The organism is Nocardioides pantholopis, from assembly GCF_003710085.1.
Classification (GTDB): Bacteria; Actinomycetota; Actinomycetes; order Propionibacteriales; family Nocardioidaceae; genus Nocardioides; species Nocardioides pantholopis.
The window spans coordinates 532,010-554,818 of record NZ_CP033324.1; the positions used below are offsets into that span (position 1 = coordinate 532,010).

General features: G+C 74.3%; 24 protein-coding genes and 2 tRNA genes. 17 read left to right on the plus strand and 9 right to left on the minus strand.

What is annotated here, in order from left to right; translation table 11 throughout:
- The first annotated feature begins 15 nt into the window (after positions 1-15).
- The 5 genes from paaA to paaE are packed head-to-tail and all read left to right on the plus strand — an operon-like array spanning position 16 to position 3,848.
- Complete coding sequence (gene paaA, locus EBO35_RS02460) at positions 16-969, plus strand: 1,2-phenylacetyl-CoA epoxidase subunit PaaA (RefSeq protein ID WP_122816319.1); 954 nt, start codon at positions 16-18, stop codon at positions 967-969.
- A complete protein-coding gene (paaB, locus tag EBO35_RS02465) occupies positions 966-1,259 on the plus strand; it encodes a 1,2-phenylacetyl-CoA epoxidase subunit PaaB (protein WP_206422642.1) in 294 nt (97 codons plus the stop codon). Before paaA ends, paaB begins: the two co-directional genes overlap by 4 nt.
- Positions 1,260-1,282: 23 nt before the next feature.
- On the plus strand, positions 1,283-2,191 hold the full coding sequence (gene paaC / locus EBO35_RS02470; RefSeq protein ID WP_122816320.1) for a 1,2-phenylacetyl-CoA epoxidase subunit PaaC: 909 nt from the start codon (positions 1,283-1,285) through the stop codon (positions 2,189-2,191).
- A 5-nt stretch (positions 2,192-2,196) separates the two neighbouring features.
- The gene (gene paaD, locus EBO35_RS02475; protein ID WP_241153827.1) at positions 2,197-2,736 is read left to right on the plus strand and encodes a 1,2-phenylacetyl-CoA epoxidase subunit PaaD; all 540 of its coding nucleotides are present in this window, start codon (positions 2,197-2,199) and stop codon (positions 2,734-2,736) included.
- Positions 2,736-3,848, plus strand: a complete 1,113-nt coding sequence (gene paaE, locus EBO35_RS02480) for a 1,2-phenylacetyl-CoA epoxidase subunit PaaE (protein ID WP_241153828.1) — start codon at positions 2,736-2,738, stop codon at positions 3,846-3,848. The genes paaD and paaE overlap by 1 nt, the downstream gene beginning before the upstream one ends.
- Here paaE and EBO35_RS02485 read toward each other — a convergent pair.
- Positions 3,845-4,498 (minus strand): TetR/AcrR family transcriptional regulator, encoded by a 654-nt coding sequence (locus tag EBO35_RS02485; RefSeq protein ID WP_122816321.1) that lies wholly within the window; start codon positions 4,496-4,498, stop codon positions 3,845-3,847. The two genes, paaE and EBO35_RS02485, sit on opposite strands and share 4 nt — an antisense overlap.
- A 284-nt stretch (positions 4,499-4,782) precedes the next feature.
- On the opposite strand from EBO35_RS02485, the gene dacB reads away from it, so the two are divergent.
- Positions 4,783-6,162 carry a D-alanyl-D-alanine carboxypeptidase/D-alanyl-D-alanine endopeptidase gene (gene dacB, locus EBO35_RS02490; RefSeq protein WP_164477767.1) on the plus strand — a complete coding sequence of 460 codons (1,380 nt, stop codon included), beginning with the start codon at positions 4,783-4,785 and terminating at the stop codon, positions 6,160-6,162.
- 10 nt (positions 6,163-6,172) lie between these two features.
- Here the strand turns inward: dacB and EBO35_RS02495 are convergent, their stop codons facing one another.
- A complete protein-coding gene (locus EBO35_RS02495; protein WP_122816323.1) occupies positions 6,173-6,964 on the minus strand; it encodes an SDR family NAD(P)-dependent oxidoreductase in 792 nt (263 codons plus the stop codon).
- A 119-nt stretch (positions 6,965-7,083) separates the two neighbouring features.
- On the opposite strand from EBO35_RS02495, the gene EBO35_RS02500 reads away from it, so the two are divergent.
- Positions 7,084-7,575, plus strand: coding sequence for a MarR family winged helix-turn-helix transcriptional regulator (locus EBO35_RS02500; protein WP_122816324.1), 492 nt, complete (start codon positions 7,084-7,086; stop codon positions 7,573-7,575).
- 24 nt (positions 7,576-7,599) lie between these two features.
- Here EBO35_RS02500 and EBO35_RS02505 read toward each other — a convergent pair.
- The 3 genes from EBO35_RS02505 to EBO35_RS02515 form a co-directional block, all read right to left on the minus strand.
- Positions 7,600-7,672: transfer RNA gene (locus EBO35_RS02505), tRNA-Arg, on the minus strand.
- 79 nt (positions 7,673-7,751) lie between these two features.
- Positions 7,752-9,032, minus strand: a complete 1,281-nt coding sequence (locus EBO35_RS02510) for a DUF1501 domain-containing protein (protein ID WP_122816325.1) — start codon at positions 9,030-9,032, stop codon at positions 7,752-7,754.
- Positions 9,029-10,954: a DUF1800 domain-containing protein gene (locus tag EBO35_RS02515; protein WP_122816326.1), complete on the minus strand. Its 1,926-nt coding sequence runs from the start codon at positions 10,952-10,954 to the stop codon at positions 9,029-9,031. The genes EBO35_RS02510 and EBO35_RS02515 overlap by 4 nt, the downstream gene beginning before the upstream one ends.
- 208 nt (positions 10,955-11,162) lie before the next feature.
- Here EBO35_RS02515 and EBO35_RS02520 point away from each other — a divergent pair, with 208 nt between their 5' ends.
- Positions 11,163-12,461, plus strand: coding sequence for an LCP family protein (locus EBO35_RS02520; protein ID WP_122816327.1), 1,299 nt, complete (start codon positions 11,163-11,165; stop codon positions 12,459-12,461).
- On the plus strand, positions 12,458-12,637 hold the full coding sequence (locus EBO35_RS02525) for a hypothetical protein (protein WP_122819227.1): 180 nt from the start codon (positions 12,458-12,460) through the stop codon (positions 12,635-12,637). Before EBO35_RS02520 ends, EBO35_RS02525 begins: the two co-directional genes overlap by 4 nt.
- 2 nt (positions 12,638-12,639) lie before the next feature.
- Here EBO35_RS02525 and EBO35_RS02530 read toward each other — a convergent pair whose 3' ends face one another.
- The 3 genes from EBO35_RS02530 to EBO35_RS02540 all read right to left on the minus strand — a co-directional run bounded on the left by EBO35_RS02530 (position 12,640) and on the right by EBO35_RS02540 (position 14,121).
- Positions 12,640-13,014, minus strand: a complete 375-nt coding sequence (locus EBO35_RS02530) for an MscL family protein (protein WP_122819228.1) — start codon at positions 13,012-13,014, stop codon at positions 12,640-12,642.
- A gap of 61 nt (positions 13,015-13,075) precedes the next feature.
- Entirely contained in the window at positions 13,076-13,741 is a 666-nt protein-coding gene (locus EBO35_RS02535; protein ID WP_241153829.1) for an SAF domain-containing protein, read from the minus strand.
- Between the two features lie 80 nt (positions 13,742-13,821).
- Positions 13,822-14,121, minus strand: a complete 300-nt coding sequence (locus EBO35_RS02540; protein WP_122816328.1) for an FmdB family zinc ribbon protein — start codon at positions 14,119-14,121, stop codon at positions 13,822-13,824.
- 88 nt (positions 14,122-14,209) lie between these two features.
- Between EBO35_RS02540 and EBO35_RS02545 the strand changes: the two genes are divergently transcribed.
- The gene (locus tag EBO35_RS02545; RefSeq protein ID WP_122819230.1) at positions 14,210-16,846 is read left to right on the plus strand and encodes a penicillin acylase family protein; all 2,637 of its coding nucleotides are present in this window, start codon (positions 14,210-14,212) and stop codon (positions 16,844-16,846) included.
- Positions 16,847-16,865: 19 nt separating this feature from the next.
- Here the strand turns inward: EBO35_RS02545 and EBO35_RS02550 are convergent, their stop codons facing one another.
- Entirely contained in the window at positions 16,866-17,492 is a 627-nt protein-coding gene (locus tag EBO35_RS02550) for a 5-formyltetrahydrofolate cyclo-ligase (protein ID WP_122816329.1), read from the minus strand.
- Positions 17,493-17,515: 23 nt separating this feature from the next.
- Between EBO35_RS02550 and EBO35_RS02555 the strand changes: the two genes are divergently transcribed.
- The 7 genes from EBO35_RS02555 to EBO35_RS02585 all read left to right on the plus strand — a co-directional run bounded on the left by EBO35_RS02555 (position 17,516) and on the right by EBO35_RS02585 (position 22,742).
- The gene (locus tag EBO35_RS02555; protein WP_122816330.1) at positions 17,516-18,898 is read left to right on the plus strand and encodes a UTP--glucose-1-phosphate uridylyltransferase; all 1,383 of its coding nucleotides are present in this window, start codon (positions 17,516-17,518) and stop codon (positions 18,896-18,898) included.
- Positions 18,899-18,908: 10 nt separating this feature from the next.
- Positions 18,909-20,129, plus strand: a complete 1,221-nt coding sequence (glp, locus tag EBO35_RS02560; RefSeq protein WP_122816331.1) for a molybdotransferase-like divisome protein Glp — start codon at positions 18,909-18,911, stop codon at positions 20,127-20,129.
- 21 nt (positions 20,130-20,150) lie between these two features.
- Complete coding sequence (gene moaC, locus EBO35_RS02565) at positions 20,151-20,633, plus strand: cyclic pyranopterin monophosphate synthase MoaC (protein WP_122816332.1); 483 nt, start codon at positions 20,151-20,153, stop codon at positions 20,631-20,633.
- On the plus strand, positions 20,630-21,106 hold the full coding sequence (locus EBO35_RS02570; RefSeq protein WP_122816333.1) for a MogA/MoaB family molybdenum cofactor biosynthesis protein: 477 nt from the start codon (positions 20,630-20,632) through the stop codon (positions 21,104-21,106). Before moaC ends, EBO35_RS02570 begins: the two co-directional genes overlap by 4 nt.
- Before the next feature lie 35 nt (positions 21,107-21,141).
- Entirely contained in the window at positions 21,142-21,726 is a 585-nt protein-coding gene (locus tag EBO35_RS02575) for a GNAT family N-acetyltransferase (protein ID WP_241153830.1), read from the plus strand.
- 65 nt (positions 21,727-21,791) lie between these two features.
- Positions 21,792-22,598: a divisome protein SepX/GlpR gene (sepX, locus tag EBO35_RS02580; protein WP_455429449.1), complete on the plus strand. Its 807-nt coding sequence runs from the start codon at positions 21,792-21,794 to the stop codon at positions 22,596-22,598.
- 71 nt (positions 22,599-22,669) lie between these two features.
- Positions 22,670-22,742 (plus strand) — tRNA-Ala (locus tag EBO35_RS02585).
- The last annotated feature ends 67 nt before the right edge of the window (positions 22,743-22,809 follow it).

A 22,809-nucleotide genomic window follows, 5' to 3' on the forward strand; every position in this document is an offset into this window, starting at 1 on the left:
ATTGCTGGAGGTGTCATGACGGCCGCGACCACGCACGAGCCCGACCTGCTGGCGGCATTCGAGGAGACGATCGCCCGCCACGACCGCATCGAGCCGCGGGACTGGGTCCCCGAGCGCTACCGCGCCACGCTGGTGCGCCAGATCGCCCAGCACGCGCACTCGGAGATCATCGGCATGCAGCCGGAGGGCGGCTGGATCTCCCGGGCGCCGAGCCTGCGGCGCAAGGCGGTGCTGCTGGCCAAGGTGCAGGACGAGGCCGGCCACGGTCTCTACCTCTACGGGGCGTGCGAGACCCTCGGGGTGACCCGGGAGGAGCTCGTCGAGCGGCTGCTCGACGGTCGGCAGAAGTACTCATCGATCTTCAACTACCCGGCCCTGTCCTACGCCGACGTCGGCACCATCGGCTGGCTGGTCGACGGCGCCGCGATCTGCAACCAGGTGCCGCTGTGCCGGACGTCGTACGGCCCCTACGGGCGGGCCATGGTCCGGATCTGCAAGGAGGAGTCCTTCCACCAGCGGCAGGGCTTCGAGCTGCTCGCGACGATGATGGGCGGCACCGAGGAGCAGCGCGCGATGGTGCAGGAGTCCGTCGACCGCTTCTGGTGGCCGGCGCTGATGATGTTCGGCCCGCCGGACGCCGACTCCCCGAACACCGCCCAGTCGATGGCCTGGGGGATCAAGCGCGACACCAACGACGAGCTGCGCCAGAAGTTCGTGGACATGACAGTGCCGCAGGCCCGCGCGCTCGGCGTCACGCTGCCCGACCCCGAGCTGCGCTGGAACGAGGAGCGCGGCCACCACGACTTCGGGGAGCCGGACTGGGCGGAGCTGGCGGCGGTGATCCGCGGCGAGGGTCCGTGCAACGCCCAGCGCATCGCGCACCGCCGCCGGGTCTGGGAGGACGGCGCCTGGGTCCGCGAGGCGGCCGGGGCGTACGCCGCGCGCCCGGCGCAGGAGGTGGCGCCGTGAGCGGGACCGCGGGCCAGTGGCCGCTCTACGAGGTATTCGTCCGCGGGCGGCGCGGACTCAACCACGTGCACGTGGGGTCGCTGCACGCCGCCGACGACGCGATGGCGCTGCACCATGCCCGAGACGTCTACACCCGACGCAACGAGGGCGTGAGCATCTGGGTGGTGCGCTCCGACGCCGTCAGCGCCTCCAGCCCGGACGAGAAGGACCCGATGTTCGCGCCGGCCGGCGACAAGGTCTACCGGCACCCCACCTTCTACGCCGTCCCCGAGGACGTCCCGCACCTGTGAGCGCGGAGCACGGAGGAGCCCCCATGACCCAGCCGACCGAGCCGACCCAGCTGCAGCTGGACCCGGTCCTCGACGACTCCCGGTGGGCCTTCGGGACCGGCTTCGCGGACCCGCTCGCCGGGATCGACGCCACGGTGCCGCCCGGCGTGGACGCGCGCGCCCTCGCGGCGTACTCGCTGATGCTCGGCGACGACGCGCTGGTCGCCTCGCACCGCCTCGCGCAGTGGTGCGGGCGCGCCCACGACCTCGAGGACGACATCGCGCTGGCCAACCTCGCCCTGGACCTGCTCGGCCAGGCCCGGCTGCTGCTCGCGCGGGCGGCCGCCGCCGACAGCACGCTGGTCCCCGCGCTGCCCGCCGGGTCGCCGGTGCCGGCCGAGGACGCGCTGGCCTACTTCCGGGAGGCGGCGGAGTTCCGCAACGTGCGCCTGGTCGAGGCCGAGAACGGCGACTTCGCCGCGACCGTCGCGCGGCTCGTCCTCTTCGCCACCCACCGGCTCGCGGTGATGCAGCGGCTCACGGCGAGCCGGGACCCGGTGCTGGCGGCGCTCGCCGCGAAGGCCGTCCCCGAGCTGGCCTACCAGCGCGACTACGCCGCGCGGTGGCTGGTGACCCTGGCCCGCGGGACCGAGGAGTCCCGCCGCCGGCTGCTGGCCGGGCTGGAGCTGGTGTGGCCCTTCCGCGACGAGCTCTTCGCCACCCACGAGGTCGAGCGGACGGCCGCCGCCGAGGGGATCGGGGTGGACCCGGCCGAGGTCGCCGGCGAGGTCGAGGACGTGCTGGGGCAGGTGTTCGCGGCCGCCGGGATCGAGGCGCCCCGGGTCCCGCAGGCCGGCGGTGCCGGCCGGGCCGGCCGGCACACCGAGGCGCTGGGAACGATGCTGGCCGAGATGCAGGTCGTGGCCCGCGCGCACCCGCGGGGCCGGTGGTGATCCCGATGGAGATCCCGGTGGTGATCCCGATGGTGATCCCGATGGAGTCCCGGGCCCGGCGCGCCCGGGAGGTCGCGGCCGCGGTGCTCGACCCGGAGCTGCCGGTGCTCACGCTCGCCGACCTGGGTGTGCTGCGCGAGGTCGAGGTCGACACCGCAGGGGCCGTCACGGTCACGATCACCCCGACCTACAGCGGCTGCCCGGCGCTGGCCACCATGCGCGACGACCTGGTGCATGCGTTGCGCGAGGACGGGTTCGCGGAGGTCCGGGTCCGGGTCAGCCTGAGCCCGCCGTGGTCCACGGACCTGATCTCGGCGCGCGGGCGGGAGGCGCTGGCGGCGTACGGGATCTCCCCGCCGGGGCCGGCCCCGCGCGGGACCGGGCCGGTGCCCCTGAGCCTGCTGCCCACCCGCCGGTCTCCGGCCTGCCCGCGCTGCGGCGCCGCCGATGCCGGGCTGACCTCGGAGTTCGGCCCGACCGCGTGCACGGCGCTCTACCGGTGCCGGGCCTGCCTGGAGATCTTCTCCCACGTCAAGGAGCGCTGATGACGCCGGGGATGTCGCCCGCCGTGGCCCCGGCCACGCGCCGCTCCACGTTCCACGCCCTGCGGGTCGCCGAGGTGGAGCGGCTGACCGACGACGCCGCCGCTGTCACCTTCGAGGTGCCCGCGGAGCTGGCCGACGAGTTCGCGTTCCGGCCCGGGCAGTCGCTCACGCTGCGACGCACTGTCGACGGGATCGAGCAGCGCCGGACCTACTCGATCTGCGCCCCGGCCGGCGCCCCGCCCCGCGTGGGGGTCCGCGAGGTGCCCGACGGGCTGTTCTCGACCTGGCTGGTGCGCTCGGTGCGGCCCGGGGACGTCGTCGAGGTGCAGCCGCCGACCGGCCGGTTCTGCGCCGACCCCGAGGCGGGCGGGCGGCACCTGTGCGTCGCCGCGGGGTCCGGCATCACCCCGGTGCTCTCGATCGCCGCCTCGGTGCTGGCCAACCCGGCCGCCCACGTCACGGTGCTCTACGGCAACCGGACCAGCCGGTCGGTGATGTTCGCCGAGGAGCTCGCCGACCTCAAGGACCGCTATCCGGCCCGGCTCGAGGTCGTCCACGTGCTCTCCCGGGAGCCGCGCGAGGTCGAGCTGTTCTCGGGCCGCCTGGACCGTGAGCGGCTCCAGCGGATCCTCACCGCGCTGGTCCCCGTCGCCGAGCTCGACCACGTCTGGCTGTGCGGTCCGTTCGGCCTGGTCACCGACGCGCGGGCCGTCCTCGGCGAGCTCGGCGTGACGGCCGGGCGGGTGCACGCGGAGCTGTTCTTCGTCGACGAGCCGCCGCCCGACGTACGCCGGAGCGCGGACGCGGACGTGGCGACCGGCGCCGGCGGGGGCGGGACCAGCGAGGTCGCCGTGGTGCTGGACGGGCGCACGACCACGGTCCGGCTGCCGCGCGACCAGCCGATCCTCGACGGGGCGTCGCAGACCCGGGCCGACCTGCCGTTCGCCTGCCGGGGCGGGGTCTGCGGGACCTGCCGGGCGCTGGTCACGGCGGGCGAGGTCGACATGCGGCGCAACTACGCCCTCGACGAGGACGAGGTGCGCCGCGGCTTCGTCCTCACCTGCCAGACCCACCCGGTCGGCGACCGGGTCGCGGTGGACTTCGACGCCTAGGGTCTGCGGAGCCCGTCGAACGCGAGCGCGGTGATCGAGTCCGCGAGCACCGCGGCGTCGACCGGGCCTCCGGGGCGGTACCACTCGACCAGTGAGTTCACCATGCCGAAGAGCAGCCGGCTGATCAGGTCCGGCGCGATGTCGTCGCGCAGCGAGCCCTCCGCGGCCGCGGCGGCGACCAGGCCGGCCAGCTGCTCGTCGATCGCCCGCCGCCGCTCGACGGCTGCCAGCTCGACCGGGCTGTTGCCGCGCACCCGCAGCAGCAGCGTGACAGCGGGCAGGTGCTCGACGAGGATCTCGACCGACTGGTGGATCGCGCTGCGCAGCCGCTCGGCGGCGCTCGGCGCGGGGGCGGCGACCGCGGCGTCGAGCGCCGCGGAGAGCCCGTCGAGGGCCTCGTCCAGCGCCGCGGCGAGCAGGTGCTCCTTGCTCGGCACGTGGTGGTAGATCGCGGACTTGCTGATCCCGAGGTCGCGGGCCAGGTCGCCGACGCTGGTCCGGTCGTAGCCGCGCTCGATGAACAGCTCGATCGCGCGGCGCAGCACCGTGGCCTGGTCGTAGCCGGGCCGGCCCCGTCGTACCGGCGCCCCGGTCGGCGTGGTCGGCGCGGACGGGGCAGAAGGCGAGGAGGATGAGGCGGCGTCGGCCATGGCTCCCTCCCGGTTCCGGACGATCAAGGCTCCCACAGGGGCGGCCAGGGGTCGGCACGGTGTGACGAGGTCCGCGTCCGAGCCCCGTGAACGAGCCGGGCGGGATCGTAGAATGGATGGTGCCTTCGCAAGGCCACGGGATGCCTCGGGTGATCCCCGGGTGCTGGGGTGAGGCGGCCGTGGTCGCCCCGCAGGGCGGTCTGCCACGCACGCGCCGGTGCGGCCGGCCCCGTGACCGCTCTCGGATGCTGCTGTCCGGCAACCGAACCCGGAGGTCGTCCCTCATGCCGCGCCGTGCGCGCCTTCCCCGACTGCTGTCCCGTCCGCGCCGCCGCACCGCACTCACCGCCGCCTCGATCGGCCTGGTGCTCAGCGGGTCCCTCGCCCCCGGGCTGGTCGCCTCGATCGACGACCAGCCGCCCGCGGAACCACGGGTCGCCGACGCCCGGGACGCCGCGCGCGCCCCGACCGAGACCGGGGAGCAGGCCGGGAAGGAGCGGGCCCGGAAGGAGCGGGCCCGGAAGGCTCCGTTGAGCCGCGCCGACCGGAGGATGGCCGCCAAGCTCCGGGTCCGGGTCCGCAACGGCCGGCTCGGCAGGAACGTCACGGGCCGGGTCCTGGACGTCCGCAGCGGGCGCACCGTGTGGAGCGACGGGGGCCGCAAGGAGCTGATGCCCGCCTCCACCGCCAAGGTCGGGACTGCGGTCGCGGCGCTCCAGGCGCTCGGGCCGAACCGGAGGCTGACCACCGAGGTCCGGACCTCCGGTCGGACCATCACGATCGTCGGCGGCGGCGACGCCCTGCTGACCGGCCGGGACCTGAGCCGCCTGGCCGCCAGGACGGCCCGGTCGGTGAAGCGGGGGGTGAGCTACCGGGTGCGCGTCGACGACACCCTCTTCGCCGCGCCGAGACTGAGTCCGGGCTGGTCGCCGGGCTACTACACCTCCAACGTGACGCCGGTCCGGTCCCTGGTCGTCGACGAGCGGCAGGTGATGGACACCGCGATGGACGCCGGGCGGATCTTCGCCCAGCGGCTTCGCGAGCACGGCCTCCGGGTCGTCTCCACCGCACGGGGTGAGGCTCCCGACGGCGCGAGGACGGTGGCCAGGTGCGGCACCCCGGTCTGCGAGGTGGTCATCGAGATGCTGCTCGTCTCCGACAACGACCTGGCCGAGAGCCTGCAGCGGCTGACGGCTGTCGAGACCGGCCGGCCGGGGACCTGGCGCGGCGGCGCCCGGGCCCAGCTGGAGGTGCTGAGGAGGCTCGGGGTCGAGACCGAGGGGATGCGGCTCTACGACGGGTCCGGGCTGTCCCGGTCGGACCGGGTCTCGGCGGCCCACCTGACCTCGATCCTCCGGGCCGCCTACGCCAAGGGCCGGCACCGCAGGATGTGGCCGCTCAAGGTGGGGCTCCCGGTGGCCGGCACGAAGGGGACCCTGCACAGCAGCCTGGGCCGGTTCACGACCCCGCAGTCGCGGGCCGCGACCGGACAGGTCAAGGGCAAGACGGGCTCCCTGCACGACGTCGTCACGCTCGCCGGCGTCACCCGGGGCGCCGACGGCGACCTGCTGGCCTACGCGTTCATGCAGAACGGCAGCCCCAGCACGCTGAGCACCAAGCAGGCCTTCGACGGGCTCGCCGCGACGGTGCACGGCAGCTGGTAGCCCGACCGGCTCACAGCACGCCGGTCAGGACGCCCCCGTCGGCTCGGACCGCGGCGCCGTTGGTCGCTGACGAGATCGGGCTGGCCAGGTACGCCGCCAGGCTCGCGATCTCGCTCGGCTCGATGAACCGCTGCAGCAGGGAGGTCCGGTTCTCCCCGATGATCGCCCCCTTCAGCACCTCGGTCGGCACCCCCTGGACGCGCGCGAGCTGCTCGACGGTGCGTGCGACGCCGTCGGAGTAGGTCGGCCCGCCGAGGATCGCGTTGACGGTCACCTCGGTGCCGCGGGTCAGCTTCGCGAGCCCGTTGCTCAGGGCCAGGGTCCCGGCCTTGGTGACGCCGTAGTGGACCATGTCGGCCTGAACGTTCACCCCGGACTCGCTGGCGACGAAGATGATCCGGCCCCAGCCCCGGGCGAGCATCGAGGGCAGGGCGTGTCGGGACAGGCGAACGCCGCTCATCAGGTTCACGTCGACGTAGCGCTGCCAGTCGTCATCGGTGAGGTCCGTGAACTGCCCGAGCTCGAACAGGCCGACGTTGTTGGCCAGGATGTCGAGGTCGCCCAGCGACTCGAGCAGCCGGGCCACCTCCTCGGGCTGCTCGAAGTCGGCGGCGATCCCGGAGACGACCGCGCCCGGAACCGCCGCCTCCAGGGCGGCTGCCGCCGCTCGGACCCGGTCCTGATCCCGGCCGTTGACGATCACCGAGGCTCCCTCGCGCAGGAGCGCCTCGGCGATCGCGTAGCCGATTCCCTGCGTCGAGCCGCTCACGAAGGCGGTCTTGCCCGCCAGCTGAAGATCCACGGTGTTCCTGCCATCCCGTTGGGGTGCGCCCGCGGGCGCAATCACTTGCTTGGTCAAGTGAAAGGTAGGCCGAATGACTTGCTTGATCAAGTCAGCGGAGCCCGCGTACTGTGCTGCCCATGCCTGAATCCGCCCCGTCGGGAGCACTCCGTGGCGAGGACCTCGAGACCTGGTCGGCCCTGGCGACAGTCCTGGAGTGGCTGCCCGCCGCCCTGGACGCACAGCTGCAGCGCGACGCCGGGCTGACGCACTTCGAGTACGGCGTCCTGTACGCGCTCGCGACTGCCGAGGGGGGAACCCTGCGGATGAGCGTGCTGGCCGGCTACGCGAACAGCTCGCTGTCCCGACTCTCGCGTGCTGCCGCGCGCCTGGAGAACAGGGGACTGGTGCGCCGCGAGCCCGACCCCGCCGACGGGCGCTACACCCTGGCCGTCCTCACCGACGTGGGGCGCGAGAAGGTCGACGAGGCCACGCCGGGGCATGTGCAGACCGTCCACCGGCTGGTGCTCGACCCGCTGACGCAGGCCCAGGCGCGACAGCTGCGCTCGATCGCCCGGCGGATCACGGCAACGATCGGCGACGAGGGCGGCTGGCGCCCGCCCCCGGCGTAGGAGCGAGCCCTACGCCGGTCCGGGTGCCCCAGGCCAGAGTCGAACTGGCGACCTTTCGCTTAGGAGGCGGCTGCTCTATCCACTGAGCTACTGGGGCGAACGCTGCATATCTTGGCAGGTCGGGTCGCCGGATCCGAGTCGGCCCCGCCGGCCGGAGCGACGGCTGGGAGGGCGGGTCACAGCGAGCTCATCGCGCCCAGCGCCGGGTCCTGCGGGCTGAACCCCGGGAAGACCTGGGCGGAGGAGGCGCCCAGCCTGGTGGTGACGACCTCGCCGAGCACCTGGCGGTAGTCGGTGGTGACCAGCAGGTCCGCGTCGCTGGTGCGGGTCAGGCCGGGCCAGGTGCCGTAGTAGCGCCCGCCCCGGACCCCGGCACCGATCAGGAACATCACGTTGCCGTGGCCGTGGTCCAGGCCGCCGTTCGCGTTCTCGACGACCCGCCGGCCGAACTCGCTGATCGTCACCAGCGTCACCCGGTCCGCGAGCGGGCCGAGGTCGGTGAAGAACGCCGCGACCGAGCGGGCGAAGACCTGCGCCATGCTGGTCAGGTTGCCGCTCGCGGTCGTGCCGATCCAGGTGTGGTGGTCCCAGGAGCCGTGGTCGACAGTGATCACCTCGGCGCCGACGTCCGCACGGATCGTGCGCGCGGCGGAGGCCAGCGCCTTGCCCAGGTCGTCGGCGGGGTACGTCGCGCCGTGGCCGGGGGCGGCCGGAACGGCGCGCACCGCCGCGAACTCGTCGACGACGTCGATGGTCGCGGCCATCCCGTTCGCGAGCGGGCCGCTGCTGCCGGCCCAGGCGGTGCGCAGGGCCGCCCGCCGGGCCGCCGCGCCGTCGGGCTCGGTCGGGCCCGCCAGCCAGACGCTGTCCACGTCGGAGGAGGCGAGGGTCGGCTGCGGCCCGGTGACGGCCATCGCCGGCACCCCGCCGCCGTACTGGATGGCCTCCAGCGGCGACCCGGTGCCGTTGCGGCCCACGAGCCGGTTCAGCCAGCCGATCCGCTCCGGGGAGCCCGGGTCGGCGTCCTCGACCTCTTCCATCGCGGAGAAGTGCGAGCGGTTCGGCACCGGGAGCCCGGTCGCGTGGACGGCGGCCATCCGGCCCGCCTGCCACAGCGGCAGCAGCGGCGCGAGGGAGGGGTGCAGCCCGAACATCGCGTCCCGGGCGAGCAGCTGGTCCGCCGGCACCGCGATCGAGGGGCGGGCGGCGTAGTAGGCGGGGTCGGCGTGCGGGACCACGAGGCTGAGGCCGTCGGCAGCGCCGCGCATCGAGAGCACGACGAGGACCCGGTCGGCCGTGCCGGTGGCGGCGTACGCCGTCTCGGTGAACGCGGTGCCGTGGGCGACGCCGACCAGGGCCGCGCCGCCCACGGCCACGGAGCCGCGGAGGAAGCCGCGGCGCGACGTGGCGCGGAAGTCGTCGCAGCAGGGGGCGTTGGAGTCGGGGATCTCGGTCATCGGTGCAGGTGCTCCGGGGTGTCGAGGAGGGTGGTCAGCAGCATCCCGAAGCTCCACCGCACCAGGGCGTGACGCTCGGTGATCACGGTCGCGGGCCCGAGGCCGGTCGCCTCGCAGGCCGCCTGCAGCAGCCGCGGCGACGCCGACCGGCCCAGGAGCTGGCCGCACAGATGCTCGACGAGCACGTCGAAGCGGACCGACGCCGCCGGCAGCCACTGGGCGGGCCGCCGGTAGGTGATGTCGATCTTCGGCCACCAGCCGTTGACGATGCTGTAGTGCGCGTCGAAGGACGCCAGCAGCCGCGAGACCGAGGACCAGGACCGGTTGTCCTGGGGCTGGCCGTCGGGGCGGGGCCAGTCGAACGGGGCCTGGCCGATGTCGGCGGCCTGCCAGATCATCGCGTTGGCGGCCGCCTGGTCGGTGGTCGGTCGGGCGAGCCGGACCTGCAGCGCGCGGTACGTCGCGGCCACGTCGTCGGTCGGGGTGCGCACCTTGGCGCCCGCGGCCGCCGCGAACTCCGGGTGCGCCACCAGGGCGCGCAGCACCGGCTTGATCTCGGTCCCGTGCTCGGTGAACACCTGCGCCAGGTGGTCGACGAGCGCGGGGGAGGGGTCGTCGGAGACGAACCGGACGGCCAGCTTGCGGGCGATCCGGCGGGCGGTGTCGGGATGGTGGGCGAGGTGGCGCAGGAACGCCTCGGCGACCGGACGCCCATCGGTCGCGGCGTTCGGGTGGGCGAAGCCGGCGACGCGGACCGGGCCGGTCCAGTGGCTCGCCGCGTCGTACCAGACCTGCCAGGTCGACCAGGTGCGCACCCGGTAGCCGGTGAGGATCCGGGCGGCGTTCTTGACGTCGTCCTCGGTGTGGTGGCCGGTGCCGAGCGTGTGCAGCTCGAGCAGCTCGCGGCCGAGGTTCTCGTTCGGCGCCCGCTTCGTCGAGGACGCGTTGTCGAGCGAGACGCCCATCGCGGGGTGGGTGATCGCCGCGACCAGGAGGTCGTCGAAGCGGCCCAGGGCGTGGCTGCGGACCAGCTTGCCGTAGTCGGCGCGGAACGGGTGCACGCCGTCGTCGTGCACCGGGACGTGCAGGTGGTGCTCCCAGAACTCCGCCATCACCTCGAGGACCTGGCGACGGGAGACGATGCGACGGGCCAGGCACCAGCGCGCGTAGTTGGCCATCGCGCTCCAGCCGCTCTCGACCTCCTCCTCGTCACGCTGGACGACCTGGGCGGCGGAGGCGCCGATCGAGAACCACCAGGAGGCGGTTGCGTCGCCGTCGGGGTCGGGGATCGAGGCGGGGTCGAGCTGCTGCTCGAACCACCCGGCGGGGCTGCCGGCGGCTTGCATCTCGGCGTGCAGCTGCGGGGTGATGCCGTAGCTGAACCGGCTGGCCAGGTGCAGCGACGCGGGGGTCGGCAGCGGGGCGCTGGTGAAGTCCGGGTCCGGCTGGGGGACTGGGGGCTCGGTCGGAGTCTCGGTCGGGGGCTCGGTGGGAGTCTCGGTCGGGGGCTCGGACGGAGTCTCGGCCGGGGGCTGGGCCGGAGTCTCGGTCGGGATCTCGATCGGGGGATCGGCAGGGGTCGGTCCCGGCGCGGGCTGCGGGGTCGGCGCCGGTGACGTGGGGCTCGGGTCCGTGGTCCGCCTCGGGGCCCGGTGGTGCTGGTGGCGGCAGCGGTGCTTGCGGCGGCAGGTGTGCCGGGGGTGCTGCGGGCAGCGGTGCCAGTGCCGGCAGACCGACCGGTGCCGGCGCTTGGTGCGCGCGGCCGACCGGGCGTCGGCGGTCGTCGCGGCGGCGTCCTGAGCGCCGAGCAGCGGCCCGACCGCCGTGACGGCGAGCCCGCCGACCAGGCCGCGGGAGAGCAGCCGGCGGGAGGTGCCGCGGGCGCTGGAACTGTCGACAGGAGGGGGTGCGGCGGCGGACACGCGAGGCTCCCGGGGGGACGGGGATGCTGCGACGGAGGGGGACGAGGTGCCCATCGGCCCGGGTCGGGCGCTAGTTGAGGAAATCTTGAGAAGACCGTGAGAATCGCCCCCGAGGGGGACGGCGGTTTGGCGCTCAGGAGCGGGCGGCGGAGAATTGGCGGGTCCACGTACTGTCACCGTGGCCCCGATGCGACCTGAGGTGACCCGCATGTCCGAAGAGCAGCCCGCCGGCTCCCCGGACGATGGACCGACCCCACGCGCCGGTCAGGCCCGTCGGGGCCGGCGGCGGGCCCGCCCGCCGCGCCGGCACACGGTCGCCCGGGTCCTGGTCGTCACCGGCCTCGCCCTGGCCATGGTGACCGCGCTGGCGACGGTCTGGCTCTACCGTGACCTCAACGGCAACCTGACAGTCACCGACGTCACCGGTCAGCTCACCGACCGGCCCGACGAGGTCGACGTCGAGGGCCCGCAGGAGCCGGTGAACATCCTGGTGATGGGCTCCGACGACCGCGACGGCGAGGGCAACAACATCGACGGGCTCACCGGCGACGGGCAGCGCTCGGACACCACGATCCTCTTCCACCTCTCCGCCGACCGCGAGCACGCGTACGGCGTGAGCATCCCGCGCGACTCCCTGGTCACCCGGCCCGACTGCACCGGCCCCGACGGGGAGAACATCCCGGGCGCCGAGGACGCGATGTGGAACGAGGCCTTCGCGGTCGGCGGGCCGGCCTGCACGATCCAGCAGTTCGAGCAGACCACCGACGTCCGCATCAACCACTACGTCGTCGTGGACTTCGCCGGGTTCAAGGACATGGTCGACGCCATCGACGGCGTCCCGGTCTGCATCCCCGAGGACATCTCCGACCCCGCCCACGGCATCAACATCGAGGCCGGCTCCCGCGAGATCCGCGGCGACGAGGCGCTGAACTACGTCCGGGCCCGCTACACCCTCGGCGACGGCTCGGACATCGGCCGCGTCAAGCGCCAGCAGGCATTCATCGCGGGGATGGCGAACAAGGTCGTCTCCGGCGGCGTCCTGGCCCGCCCGGACCGGCTGGTCGGGTTCCTGCGGGCCGCGACCAAGTCGCTGACCGTCGACCCCGGCATGGGCAACGTGGTGAAGCTCAGCAAGGTCGGCCTCGGCTTCCAGGACATCGGGCTGGACAACATCCGGTTCATCACGGTGCCGTTCGAGTACGACAGCCGCGAGGAGTTCCGCGGCCGGATCGTGTGGACCGAGCAGGCCGAGACGGTCTGGCAGCGGATCCGCAACGACCAGACCATCTCCAAGCGGCTCGACAGCGGCCTGCTCACGGCCGGCAACGTGCCGGGCTCGCCGCGCAGCACCCCGGACGGCGGTGACGAGGACGAGTCCGAGTCGCCCTCGGCCTCCGAGTCCGAGTCGGAGTCGGAGTCGGGTGGACCGGAGTCCCCGGGCGCCAGCACCGCGCCGCGCGACGAGAGCCAGACGGCCGCCCTCGAGGCAGCGGGGCTGTGCACGTGAGCGAGCCCGACCGGGACCAGGCCGCCTGGGAGCGCCGGCGCCGGCTGGCCGAGGTCTTCGGCGACACGCTGCCGGAGACCACCAGCGACGAGCGCGACCCCGGCGGCTCCGGGGACGAGCGAAGCACCGACGCCTGGCTGCGGTCCCAGGTGCCGCCGCACCACGGCCAGGTCTGAGCTCAGGCTGGCGGGGTCCGGCCCTGCTGGGTGGCGATCAGGTCCCGGATCTCGCGCAGCAGCTGCACGTCCTCCGGCGTACCGGGCGGGGCGCTGGGGAAGTAGCGCTCCTTGGCCTTCGTGTACGGCGTGACGATGAAGAAGTAGACGACCGCCGCCAGGATCACGAACGAGATCACCGCGGTCAGCCAGGCGCCGACCGAGACGCCACCGGGCTCGTAGTTGGAGAAGTCCGGGGTGCCGCCGATCTTGCCGACCAGGTCGAGGAGCACGTCGACGGTGGCGGCCACGACTGTCGCGAACGCGCCACCGATGATGAACGCGACGGCGAGCTCGATCAGGTTCCCGCGCAGCAGGAAGTTCTTGAAGCCGCTCAGCATGGTGCGCTCCCAGGGTCCGAGATGTGCCGGGTCGGCCGAGATCCGGCCTCTCGGCAGGCTAGCGGCTGTAGGAGTACGTGAGGTAGCGGCGTACGGCGGCGTCGGCCAGGCCCGGCACGTCGGCATCGAGGGCGCCGACCACGACCAAACGGCCCGGTGCCCCGTCTCCGGCGGCGTCCGCGACGACGTCGGGGACCGCGAGCACGGGCACGTCCCGGGCGACGACCTCCGGCTCGTCGCCCTGCGGGTCAGCGGCCACCAGGTCGACCACGTCGCCGACGCGAAGCAGCCCGGCCATCGCCGGGTCGGGCAGCCGCACGGGCACCGCGACGCGGCCCGGGTGCCCGGCGGCCAGCTCCGGGCCGACCAGCCGGACGTCGGTGACCGGCTCGCCGCGGCGCAGCGGGGCCGCGAGCACCCGCCCGACGGGGTCGCCGGCCAGCCCGGCCGGCGCGGTGCCGGCGGCGAACCGGGCCTCGACCAGGTCGCCCGCGGCCAGCGGCCGCCCGGGATCGAGGTCGCGGGCGGCCACCAGCACCGGCTCGGTCGCTGGCGGCGGACCCGCCGCGGCCTGGAGCCCGGCAGCCACGGCGACGGCGGCCAGCACGGCGGCGAGGAGCCGGCGCCGCGACAGCACCGCACGGCGTACGCCGAGGGCGGCACGCCGCAGCCGCGACACGTGGCGGTCGGGCAGCACTGGCAGGTCGGGCACGTCGGGGAGCACCCGTCGACGCTAGGCGCTCGGGGGGCCCGGCAGCGCCGGCTCTCCACAGGCCACCGGAGCCGGGCTCCGGTGGGCGGGGGTCAGTCGGCGGTGCTGGCCGCGCTCTTGGTCTCCGGCTTGGGGGTGGACCCCCCGGAGTCGGAGGATGCCGCCGAGGCGGAGCCGTCGCCGCTGGGCGCAGGGCTCGAGCTGGCGGCGGAGCCGGTCCGGTTGTCGGTCCGGTAGAAGCCGGAGCCCTTGAACACGACGCCGACCGCGTTGAACAGCTTGCGCAGCCGCCCCTGGCACTGGGGGCACTCGGTCAGGGCGTCGTCGGAGAAGCTCTGGAACTGCTCGAAGGCGTGCCCGCACTCGGTGCAGGCGTACTGATAGGTCGGCATCTGGTCCCCGCTGTGATCTTGCGCTGTGTTCTTGGCACTCGACGTGTGCGAGTGCCAAGGATACGCCACAGGCAGAATGGTCCGCACGATGACCGAGGTTCCGGCGAGCGACTCCCCGCCCGAGCGCGGCCGGCTGCGCCGGGCCCGCGCCGGCTTCCGCGCGCTGCCCCGCCCGCTGCGCGCCTCGACGTACGCCGTGGTGGCGCTGGTCCTGGTGCTCGTCGCCGGGCTCGTCGCGGTGGTGGTCGCGGTGCGGCACCCGCTGCCGCAGGAGGAGGGCGAGCTGGCCGTGCCCGGCCTGGCGGCCCCGGTCACGGTGCTGCGCGACGAGCACGGCATCCCGCAGCTCTACGGCGACTCGCTGACCGACCTGGTCCGGGCGCAGGGGTTCGTGCACGCCCAGGAGCGGTTCTTCGAGATGGACGTGCGCCGCCACGCCACCGCCGGCCGGCTGGCCGAGCTGTTCGGCGAGGACGCCGTCGAGAGCGACAGCTACGTGCGCTCGATGGGCTGGCGCCGGGTGGCGGAGCAGGAGCTGGCACTGGTCTCGCCGGACACCCGCCGTGCGCTGGAGGCGTACGCCGCCGGCGTGAACGCCTACCTCGACGCCCACGACCCCGCCGACCTGGCGGTCGAGTACACGGTCCTGAACCTCGGCGGGCTCGACTACGCGCCGGCGGACTGGACCCCTGTCGACTCGCTGGCCTGGCTCAAGGCGATGGCCTGGGACCTGCGCGGCAACATGAGCGACGAGATCGACCGGCTCCTCGAGCAGAGCGAGGTCGGGGCGCGGCGCGCGGCGCAGCTGCGCCCGGCGTACCCCTTCGCCGAGCACCCGCCGATCGTCTCGGGGGGCGCTGTGATCGACGGCGTCTTCGAGCCGGGCGCCTCCGGACCGGACAGCCGCAAGCCGCTGCGGCCGGCGTTCACCGCCGACCGGCGCTCCGCGCCGGCGGCCCTCGCCGGGGTCCGCGACGGCCTGGAGCGGCTGCCGGACCTGCTCGGCAGCGGCGACGGCATCGGCAGCAACAGCTGGGTCGTCGACGGCGACCACTCCACGACCGGGAAGCCGATCCTCGCCAACGACCCGCACCTGGGCGTCGGCATGCCGGGGGTCTGGATGCAGATGGGTCTGCACTGCCGCACCACGTCCGAGGCCTGCCCCCTCGACGTCGCCGGCTTCACGTTCTCCGGGGTCCCGGGGGTCGTGATCGGCCACAACGCCGACATCGCGTGGGGCTTCACCAACCTCGGGCCCGACGTCACCGACCTGTACCTGGAGAAGGTCGAGGGCGACCGCTGGCGCCACGGCGGGCGGTGGCGCGAGCTGGAGACCCGCACCGAGACCATCGAGGTCGCCGGCGGCGACGACGTGGAGATGACTGTGCGCTCCACGGCCCACGGCCCGATCCTCTCCGACGTCTCCGAGGAGCTCGCGGACGTCGGCCGGACCGCCGCCGGGCAGCGCGGCTCCAGCGTCGAGTACGCCGTGTCGCTGGCGTGGACGGCCCTGGAGCCGGCGCCGACCGCCGACGCGATCCTGGCCCTCAACCTCGCCGACGACTGGGACTCCTTCCGCGCCGCGGCCGCCGACTTCGCGGTCCCGGCGCAGAACCTCGTCTACGCCGACCGGGCCGGCCACATCGGCTACCAGGCGCCGGGCCGGGTGCCGATCCGCAAGTCCGGCAACGACGGCAGCGTGCCGTCGGCCGGCTGGCGCCCGGAGAACGACTGGACCGGCGAGGTGGTGCCGTTCGAGGGCCTGCCGCACGAGCTGGACCCCGAGGAGGGGTTCGTGGTGACCGCCAACCAGGCCGTGACCGGTCCCGGCTACCCCTACCACCTCACCGACGACTGGGACCGCGGCTACCGCGCCAGCCGGATCCGGGGCCAGCTGGAGGCCGAGCCGAAGGTGTCGGTCGCCGAGACCGCGCAGCTCCAGCTCGACGACCGGCACCCGCTGGGGCCGGTGCTCACGCCGTACCTGCTCGACGTGGAGCTGCCGGCCGGCTACTGGTCCGGCGGCCAGGACCTGCTCGCCGACTGGGACTTCGCGCAGGACGCCGACAGTGGCGCCGCGGCGTACTTCAACGTGGCGTGGAGCAACCTGCTCGCGCTGACCTTCCACGACGAGCTGCCCGAGGAGCTGTGGCCCGACGGCGGGCAGCGGTGGTACGCCGTCGTCGAGCGGCTGCTCGAGGACCCGGACGACCCGTGGTGGGACGACGTGCGGACCGAGGACGTGGTCGAGGACCGCGACGACGTGCTCGAGCAGGCGCTGCGCGACGCCCGCGACGAGATGACCCGCCGCCAGGCGCGCGACCCGGGGGAGTGGTCGTGGGGCCACCTGCACCGCCTCGAGCTGCGCTCGCCCTCGCTGGGGGAGTCCGGGATCGGGCCCGTGGAGCGGCTGGTGAACCGGGACGGCTGGCTGGTCGGCGGTGGCAGCTCGACGGTCGACGCCACCGCGTGGGACGCCGCCGAGGGCTACCAGGTGACCTCGGCGCCGTCGATGCGGATGGTGGTCTCGCTGGCCGACCTCGACGACTCCCGCTGGATCAACCTGACCGGGGTCTCCGGGCATCCGGGCAGCGAGCACTACACCGACCAGACCGACCTGTGGGCGCGCGGCGAGACGCTGCCGTGGGCGTTCAGCGCCGAGGCCGTGGCCGACGCCGCCGGGCACCGCCTGGAGCTGGTGCCGGCCACGGACCCGGACCGCTGACCGGCCACCCGGTCCCGGGCTAGCCGGGCGGGGGTGCCGGGAACCGCACCAGCCCCGCGGGGGAGCAGGCCGCGCTCACCGGCCGGTCGTGCGGCTCGACCGGGACCGGCACGCCGACCTCGTCGTCGTAGAGCAGCACGCAGGTGAAGGTGCCGGCCGGGACCCGGGCCAGCGCCCGGTCGTAGGAGCCGCCGCCGCGCCCGAGCCGCCAGCCGTGCGGGGACGCCGCCAGCCCGGGCAGCAGCACCACGTCGGCGGTCGCGATCGCCTCGACGCCGAGGGAGTCGGGCGGCTCCAGCAGGCCGAGCCGTGCGGGCTGGAGCCCGGCGTCGCCGCGGTAGGTGCCCCAGTCCAGGTCGCGGTCGGGCAGCAACCGCGGCAGCAGCACCCGCCGCCCGCTCTCGGCCAGGGCCCGCAGCAGCAGGCCGGTGCCGGGCTCGGCGCCCACGGAGACGTACGCCGCGACGCTCGCCGCACGGCGTACCTCGGGGGTGGCGAGCAGGTGCAGGGCGATGGCCCGTCCGGCGTTCCCGACCTCCAGCAGGGGGCGCCGATGGCGGGCCGTGAGCAGCTGGTCGCGCAGCGCCAGCTTGCCCGCCGGACCACCCGAAAGGTCATTTGTCCCACTCGGTTCCCGTTCGGTCACCCCGCGAGCCTACGATCGGCCTCATGGGTAGTGCAGGCCTGACCAAGGCGCGCGAGAAGATGATGGCCGCCGGCGTGGACGAGGTCGCGATCGAGACCTTCGCCCACTACTACCGACTGCTCGAGCACGGCGAGACCGGGATGATCCCGGAGGCGTCGATCGAGCCGGTCGAGATGGAGGCCCTCGCCGACGTCGAGGTGGCCGAGGACGTCGCCGCGGAGGCGATCCGGCACACCGCGGTGATCAAGCTCAACGGGGGGCTCGGCACCTCGATGGGCATGGACCGCGCCAAGTCGCTGCTGTGCGTGCGCCGCGGGCTGTCGTTCCTCGACATCATCGCCCGCCAGGTGCTGCACCTGCGCGGCGAGTACGACGCCCCGCTGCCGCTGATCCTGATGAACAGCTTCCGCACCAGCTCCGACACGATGGCCGCGCTGGCCCGCTACGAGGACCTGCCGGTCGCCGGGCTGCCGCTGGAGTTCCTGCAGAACAAGGAGCCCAAGCTCCTGCTCGACAAGCTGACCCCGGTCAGCTGGCCCAAGGACCCCGACCTGGAGTGGTGTCCCCCCGGCCACGGCGACCTGTACACCGCGCTGCGCGGCACCGGCCTGCTCGACCGGCTCATCGAGGCCGGCTACCGCCACGTCTTCGTCTCCAACTCCGACAACCTCGGCGCGGTCCCGGACGCCCGGGTGGCGGGCTGGTTCGCCCAGACCGGCGCCCCGTTCGCGATCGAGGCCGTCCGGCGTACTCCCTCGGACCGCAAGGGCGGGCACTTCGCGCGGCGCCGCTCCGACGGCCGGATCGTGCTGCGCGAGACCGCCCAGACCCTCGAGGAGGACCGCGCGGCGCTCGCCGACCTGACCCGGCACCGGTTCAGCTCGACCAACAACCTGTGGTTCGACCCGGTCGCGATGAAGCGGGTCCTCGACGAGCGCGACGGCGTGCTCGGGCTGCCGATGATCCGCAACGTCAAGCACGTCGACCCCGGGGACTCCCGCAGCCCCGAGGTGGTCCAGGTCGAGACCGCCATGGGTGCCGCGGTGGAGGTGTTCGAGGGCTCCCGGCTGATCGAGGTGGGCCGGGACCGGTTCGTGCCGGTCAAGACCACCAACGACCTGCTGGTGCTGCGCTCGGACGTCTACGACATCGGGCCGGACTTCGTCCTGGACCAGACCAGCGAGGAGGTGCCGTTCGTCGAGCTGGACCCGGCGCACTACAAGCTGGTCGGGGAGTTCGACAAGCGCTTCCCCGAGGGTGCGCCCTCGATGCGCAAGGCCGCCGCGCTGCGGGTCGCGGGCGACTGGACCTTCGGCAAGGGCGTGGAGGTGATCGGCGAGGTCAGCCTCGCCGCCGACGCCCCGCGCCGGGTGCAGCCGGGCGCCGTCCTCTCCGCGGATGCCTGACGGCCACCGCATGCCTGACCTGATCTCCGTCGAGGACCACCTCGACCGTGTCCTGGGTGGCGTGGAGCCGCTGCCGGACTTCCCCCAGCCGCTCATGGACGCGCTCGGCCTGGCCGCGGCCGAGGACGTGGTCGCCGAGGTCGCGCTCCCGGCGTTCGACAACTCCGCGATGGACGGCTACGCGGTCGTGCACCGCGACGTCGCCACCGCCACCGCGGAGACGCCGGTGCACCTGCCGGTGGTCGGCGAGATCGGGGCCGGCAGCGCCAGCGTGCTGGCCCTCGCCCCCGGCACGGCCGTCAAGATCATGACCGGCGCGCCGGTGCCGACCGGCGCCGACGCCGTGGTGCCGTACGAGTGGACCGACCGCGGCGTCGCCCAGGTGCGCATCGACCGGGCTCCGCAGCCCGGCCAGCACATCCGTCCCGCGGGGGAGGACGTCGCGTTCGGCGACCAGGTCCTCGAGCGCGGCACCGTGCTCGGGCCGCGGCACCTCGGCCTGCTCGCCTCGGTGGGGCGCGCCACCGTGCGGACCCGGCCCCGGCCGCGGGTGGTGATCCTGTCCACCGGCACCGAGCTGCGCGAGCCCGGCACGCCGCTCGGCCACGACTCGATCTACGACGGCAACTCGTTCCTGCTCGCGGCGGCCGCCCGGCGGGCCGGGGCGCTGGCCTACCGGGTCGGGATCGTCCCCGACGAGCCGGCGGCCTTCCTCGAGGCCCTCGACGACCAGCTGGTGCGCGCCGACGTGGTGGTCACCTCCGGCGGGGTCTCCCAGGGTGACTTCGACGTCGTCAAGGAGGCGCTCGCCCCGACCGGGGTGTGGTTCGGCGGGCTGGCCATGCAGCCGGGCAAGCCGCAGGGCTTCGGCCACGTCGGCGAGGACCGCACCCCGATCTTCACGCTTCCCGGGAACCCGGTCTCCTCCTACATCTCCTTCCAGCTCTTCGTGGTGCCGGCGCTGCGCAAGATGATGGGGATGGCGCCGTACGTCCGCCGGCCGGTCCGGGCCCGGCTGACCCACGCGATCACCTCGCCGCCCGGCCGCCGCCAGTTCCGCCGCGGCGAGCTCGACCCGGAGCACCGCTCGGTGAGCCCGGTCGGCGGCCCGGGGTCGCACCTCGTGGGCGACCTGGCCGCCGCCGACGCGCTGATCGTGGTGCCCGAGGACGTGACCAGCCTCGCCGCCGGCGACCAGGTCGACGTGCTGCCGCTCGACACCACCTACTGAGCCCTTACCCCGGGAGACCCGATGACCGACCGCCTGACCCACGTCGACGAGACGGGCGCGGCCCGGATGGTCGACGTCTCGGCCAAGGACGTCACCGCCCGCACGGCGACGGCGTCCGGGCGGGTGCTCGTCTCCGCCACGGTCGCGGACCTGCTGCGCGGCGAGGGGATGCCCAAGGGCGACGCGCTCGGGGTGGCGCGGGTCGCCGGCATCCTGGCCGCCAAGCAGACCCCGACCCTGGTCCCGCTGTGCCACCCGCTGGCGATCTCGGGGGTGAGCGTGGACCTGGTGGTCACCGACGCGGCGCCGTGGGCCGTCGAGATCAGCGCCACCGTGCGCACCACCGACCGGACCGGCGTGGAGATGGAGGCGCTGACGGCGGTCTCGGTCGCGGCGCTGACGGTCGTGGACATGGTCAAGGCCGTCGACAAGGGTGCGGTGATCACCGACATCCGGGTGGAGACCAAGACCGGCGGCCGGTCCGGCGACTGGAGCCGGTCGTGAGCCTGCCCGCGGCGGTCGTCGTGGCCTCCAACCGCGCGGCGGCGGGGGTCTACGAGGACACGACCGGGCCGGTGATCGTCGAGTTCCTGCGGCGGCTCGGGTTCACGGTCCAGGCGCCGGCAGTCGTGGCCGACGGCGAGCCGGTCGGGGCCGCGATCCGGTCCGCCGTCGACGCCGGGGCGCGGGTCGTGCTGACCACCGGCGGCACCGGTCTGACGCCCACCGACCGCACGCCGGAGGCCACCCGGCCGCTGCTGGACCGGGAGGTGCCCGGCATCGCCGAGGCGATCCGCGCGTACGGCGTGGCGCAGGGGGTGCCCTCTGCGGTGCTGTCCCGCGGCCTCGCCGGGGTGGCCGGGACCTGCCTGGTGGTGAACCTGCCCGGCTCCCGCGGCGGCGTCGCGGACGGGCTCGCGGTGCTGGAGCCGTTCCTCGTGCACGCCGCCGAGCAGGTGGTGGGGAGCGACCATTGACCGCCGGATGGCCGGCTCGGCTCGCGTCCGGGCCGGTGACGCTGCGGCCGCTGCGCCGCAGCGACCAGCGGGCGTGGCGCGAGACCCGGCAGCGCAACCTCGCCTGGCTCGCGCCGTGGGACGCGACCGCGCCCCCCGACAGCCCGGCCCGCCCCACGACGTACCGGGCGCTGGTGCGTCGGCTGCGCCGCGAGGCGGCGCACGGCACGACGTACCCGTTCGCGGTCGAGGTCGACGGCCGGTTCGTCGGCCAGGTGACCGTGAACAACGTGGTCCGCGGGTCGGCGCAGTTCGCGTCGATCGGCTACTGGCTGGACCGTGAGGTCGCCGGGCGGGGCGTGATGCCGCGGGCGGTGGCGCTGGTGGTCGACCACTGCTTCGGCCCGCTGGGCCTGCACCGGATCGAGGTGGCGATCCGGCCGGAGAACTCCAACTCGCTGCGGGTGGTGGAGAAGCTCGGCCTCGACGAGGTGGGCTACGCCCCGCGCTACCTGCACATCGACGGGGCCTGGCGCGACCACCGGATCTACGCGATCACCCGCGAGGAGTGCCCCGGCGGGCTGCTGGCCCGCCTGGATCCCCCGGCGTCGACTCCCCAGTCACACCAGTCTCAGAAGTAGTTCTGCGACACACCTGTTTTCGTTCGTCCCACGGTGAGGCCGCGCCCTAGGGTTGGTCCGTGGACATGAGTGCGCTGATCTTCGTCGCCCTGGCAGTGGCGTGGGCGGTCTACCTCGTCCCCAAGGCCCTGCGGCACCACGACGAGGGCGCGAGCAGCCGCTCGGTGGAGGGGTTCTCCGACGCCATGCGCGTGCTCGCCCGGCGCGAGCCGGTCGACGAGCGCAGCGCGCGGCTCGTGGTCACCCCGGGTGGTCCCGCGTCGACGGCCGTCGCCTCGGCGAGCCCGGCCCCGGCCGAGCTCACCCCGGCGCAGCGCCGGGCCCGCCGGGAGGCGGCGAACCGGGCCGCGCGCCGGCGCCGTCGCGTGCTCACCGCGATCCTCGTCGCGAACGCGCTGGTCGTCGCGCTGGCCGCCTTCGCGCTCTTCTCCTGGTGGTACGTCGCGATCCCGGCCGCCGTGCTGGTCGCGTGGCTGGTCGCCTGCCGGGTGATGGTCCGCCAGGAGCGCGGCATCACCCGCCGTCAGGCTCCGTCCGCCTCCGCGCCGCTCGGGGTCCCGGCCGCCCCGGACGCCGTCGACCCCGCGGACGCCGAGCTCACCCAGGACGTCCCGGTCGTGGCCGAGGAGATCGAGGTCCGCTCCGACGTCCGGGTCGACCCCGCCCTGTGGGACCCGGTGCCGGTCACGCTCCCGACGTACGTCTCGAAGCCGGCGGCCGCGCGCACGGTCCGCACCATCGACCTCGACGGCACCGGGGTGTGGACCTCCGGGCACACCGAGGCCGACAGCCAGCTGGCCCGGGAGGCTGAGCAGGCCGAGCGGGACGCGCGCCGCGCCGACGGCGACGACCAGCGGGCCGTCGGCTCCTGAACCACCCGGGCGATTCGGCGCCGCGGGAGCGCGGGTGCTAACGTTTCGCTCCGCGTCCTCACCGGCGCGTTGGGGCTGTGGCGCAGTTGGTAGCGCGTCTCGTTCGCAATGAGAAGGTCAGGGGTTCGAATCCCCTCAGCTCCACAAATCAGCTGGTCAGAGGCCATGTACGGATCCTGAAACAGGAGAAGTACATGGCCTCTCAGCATTT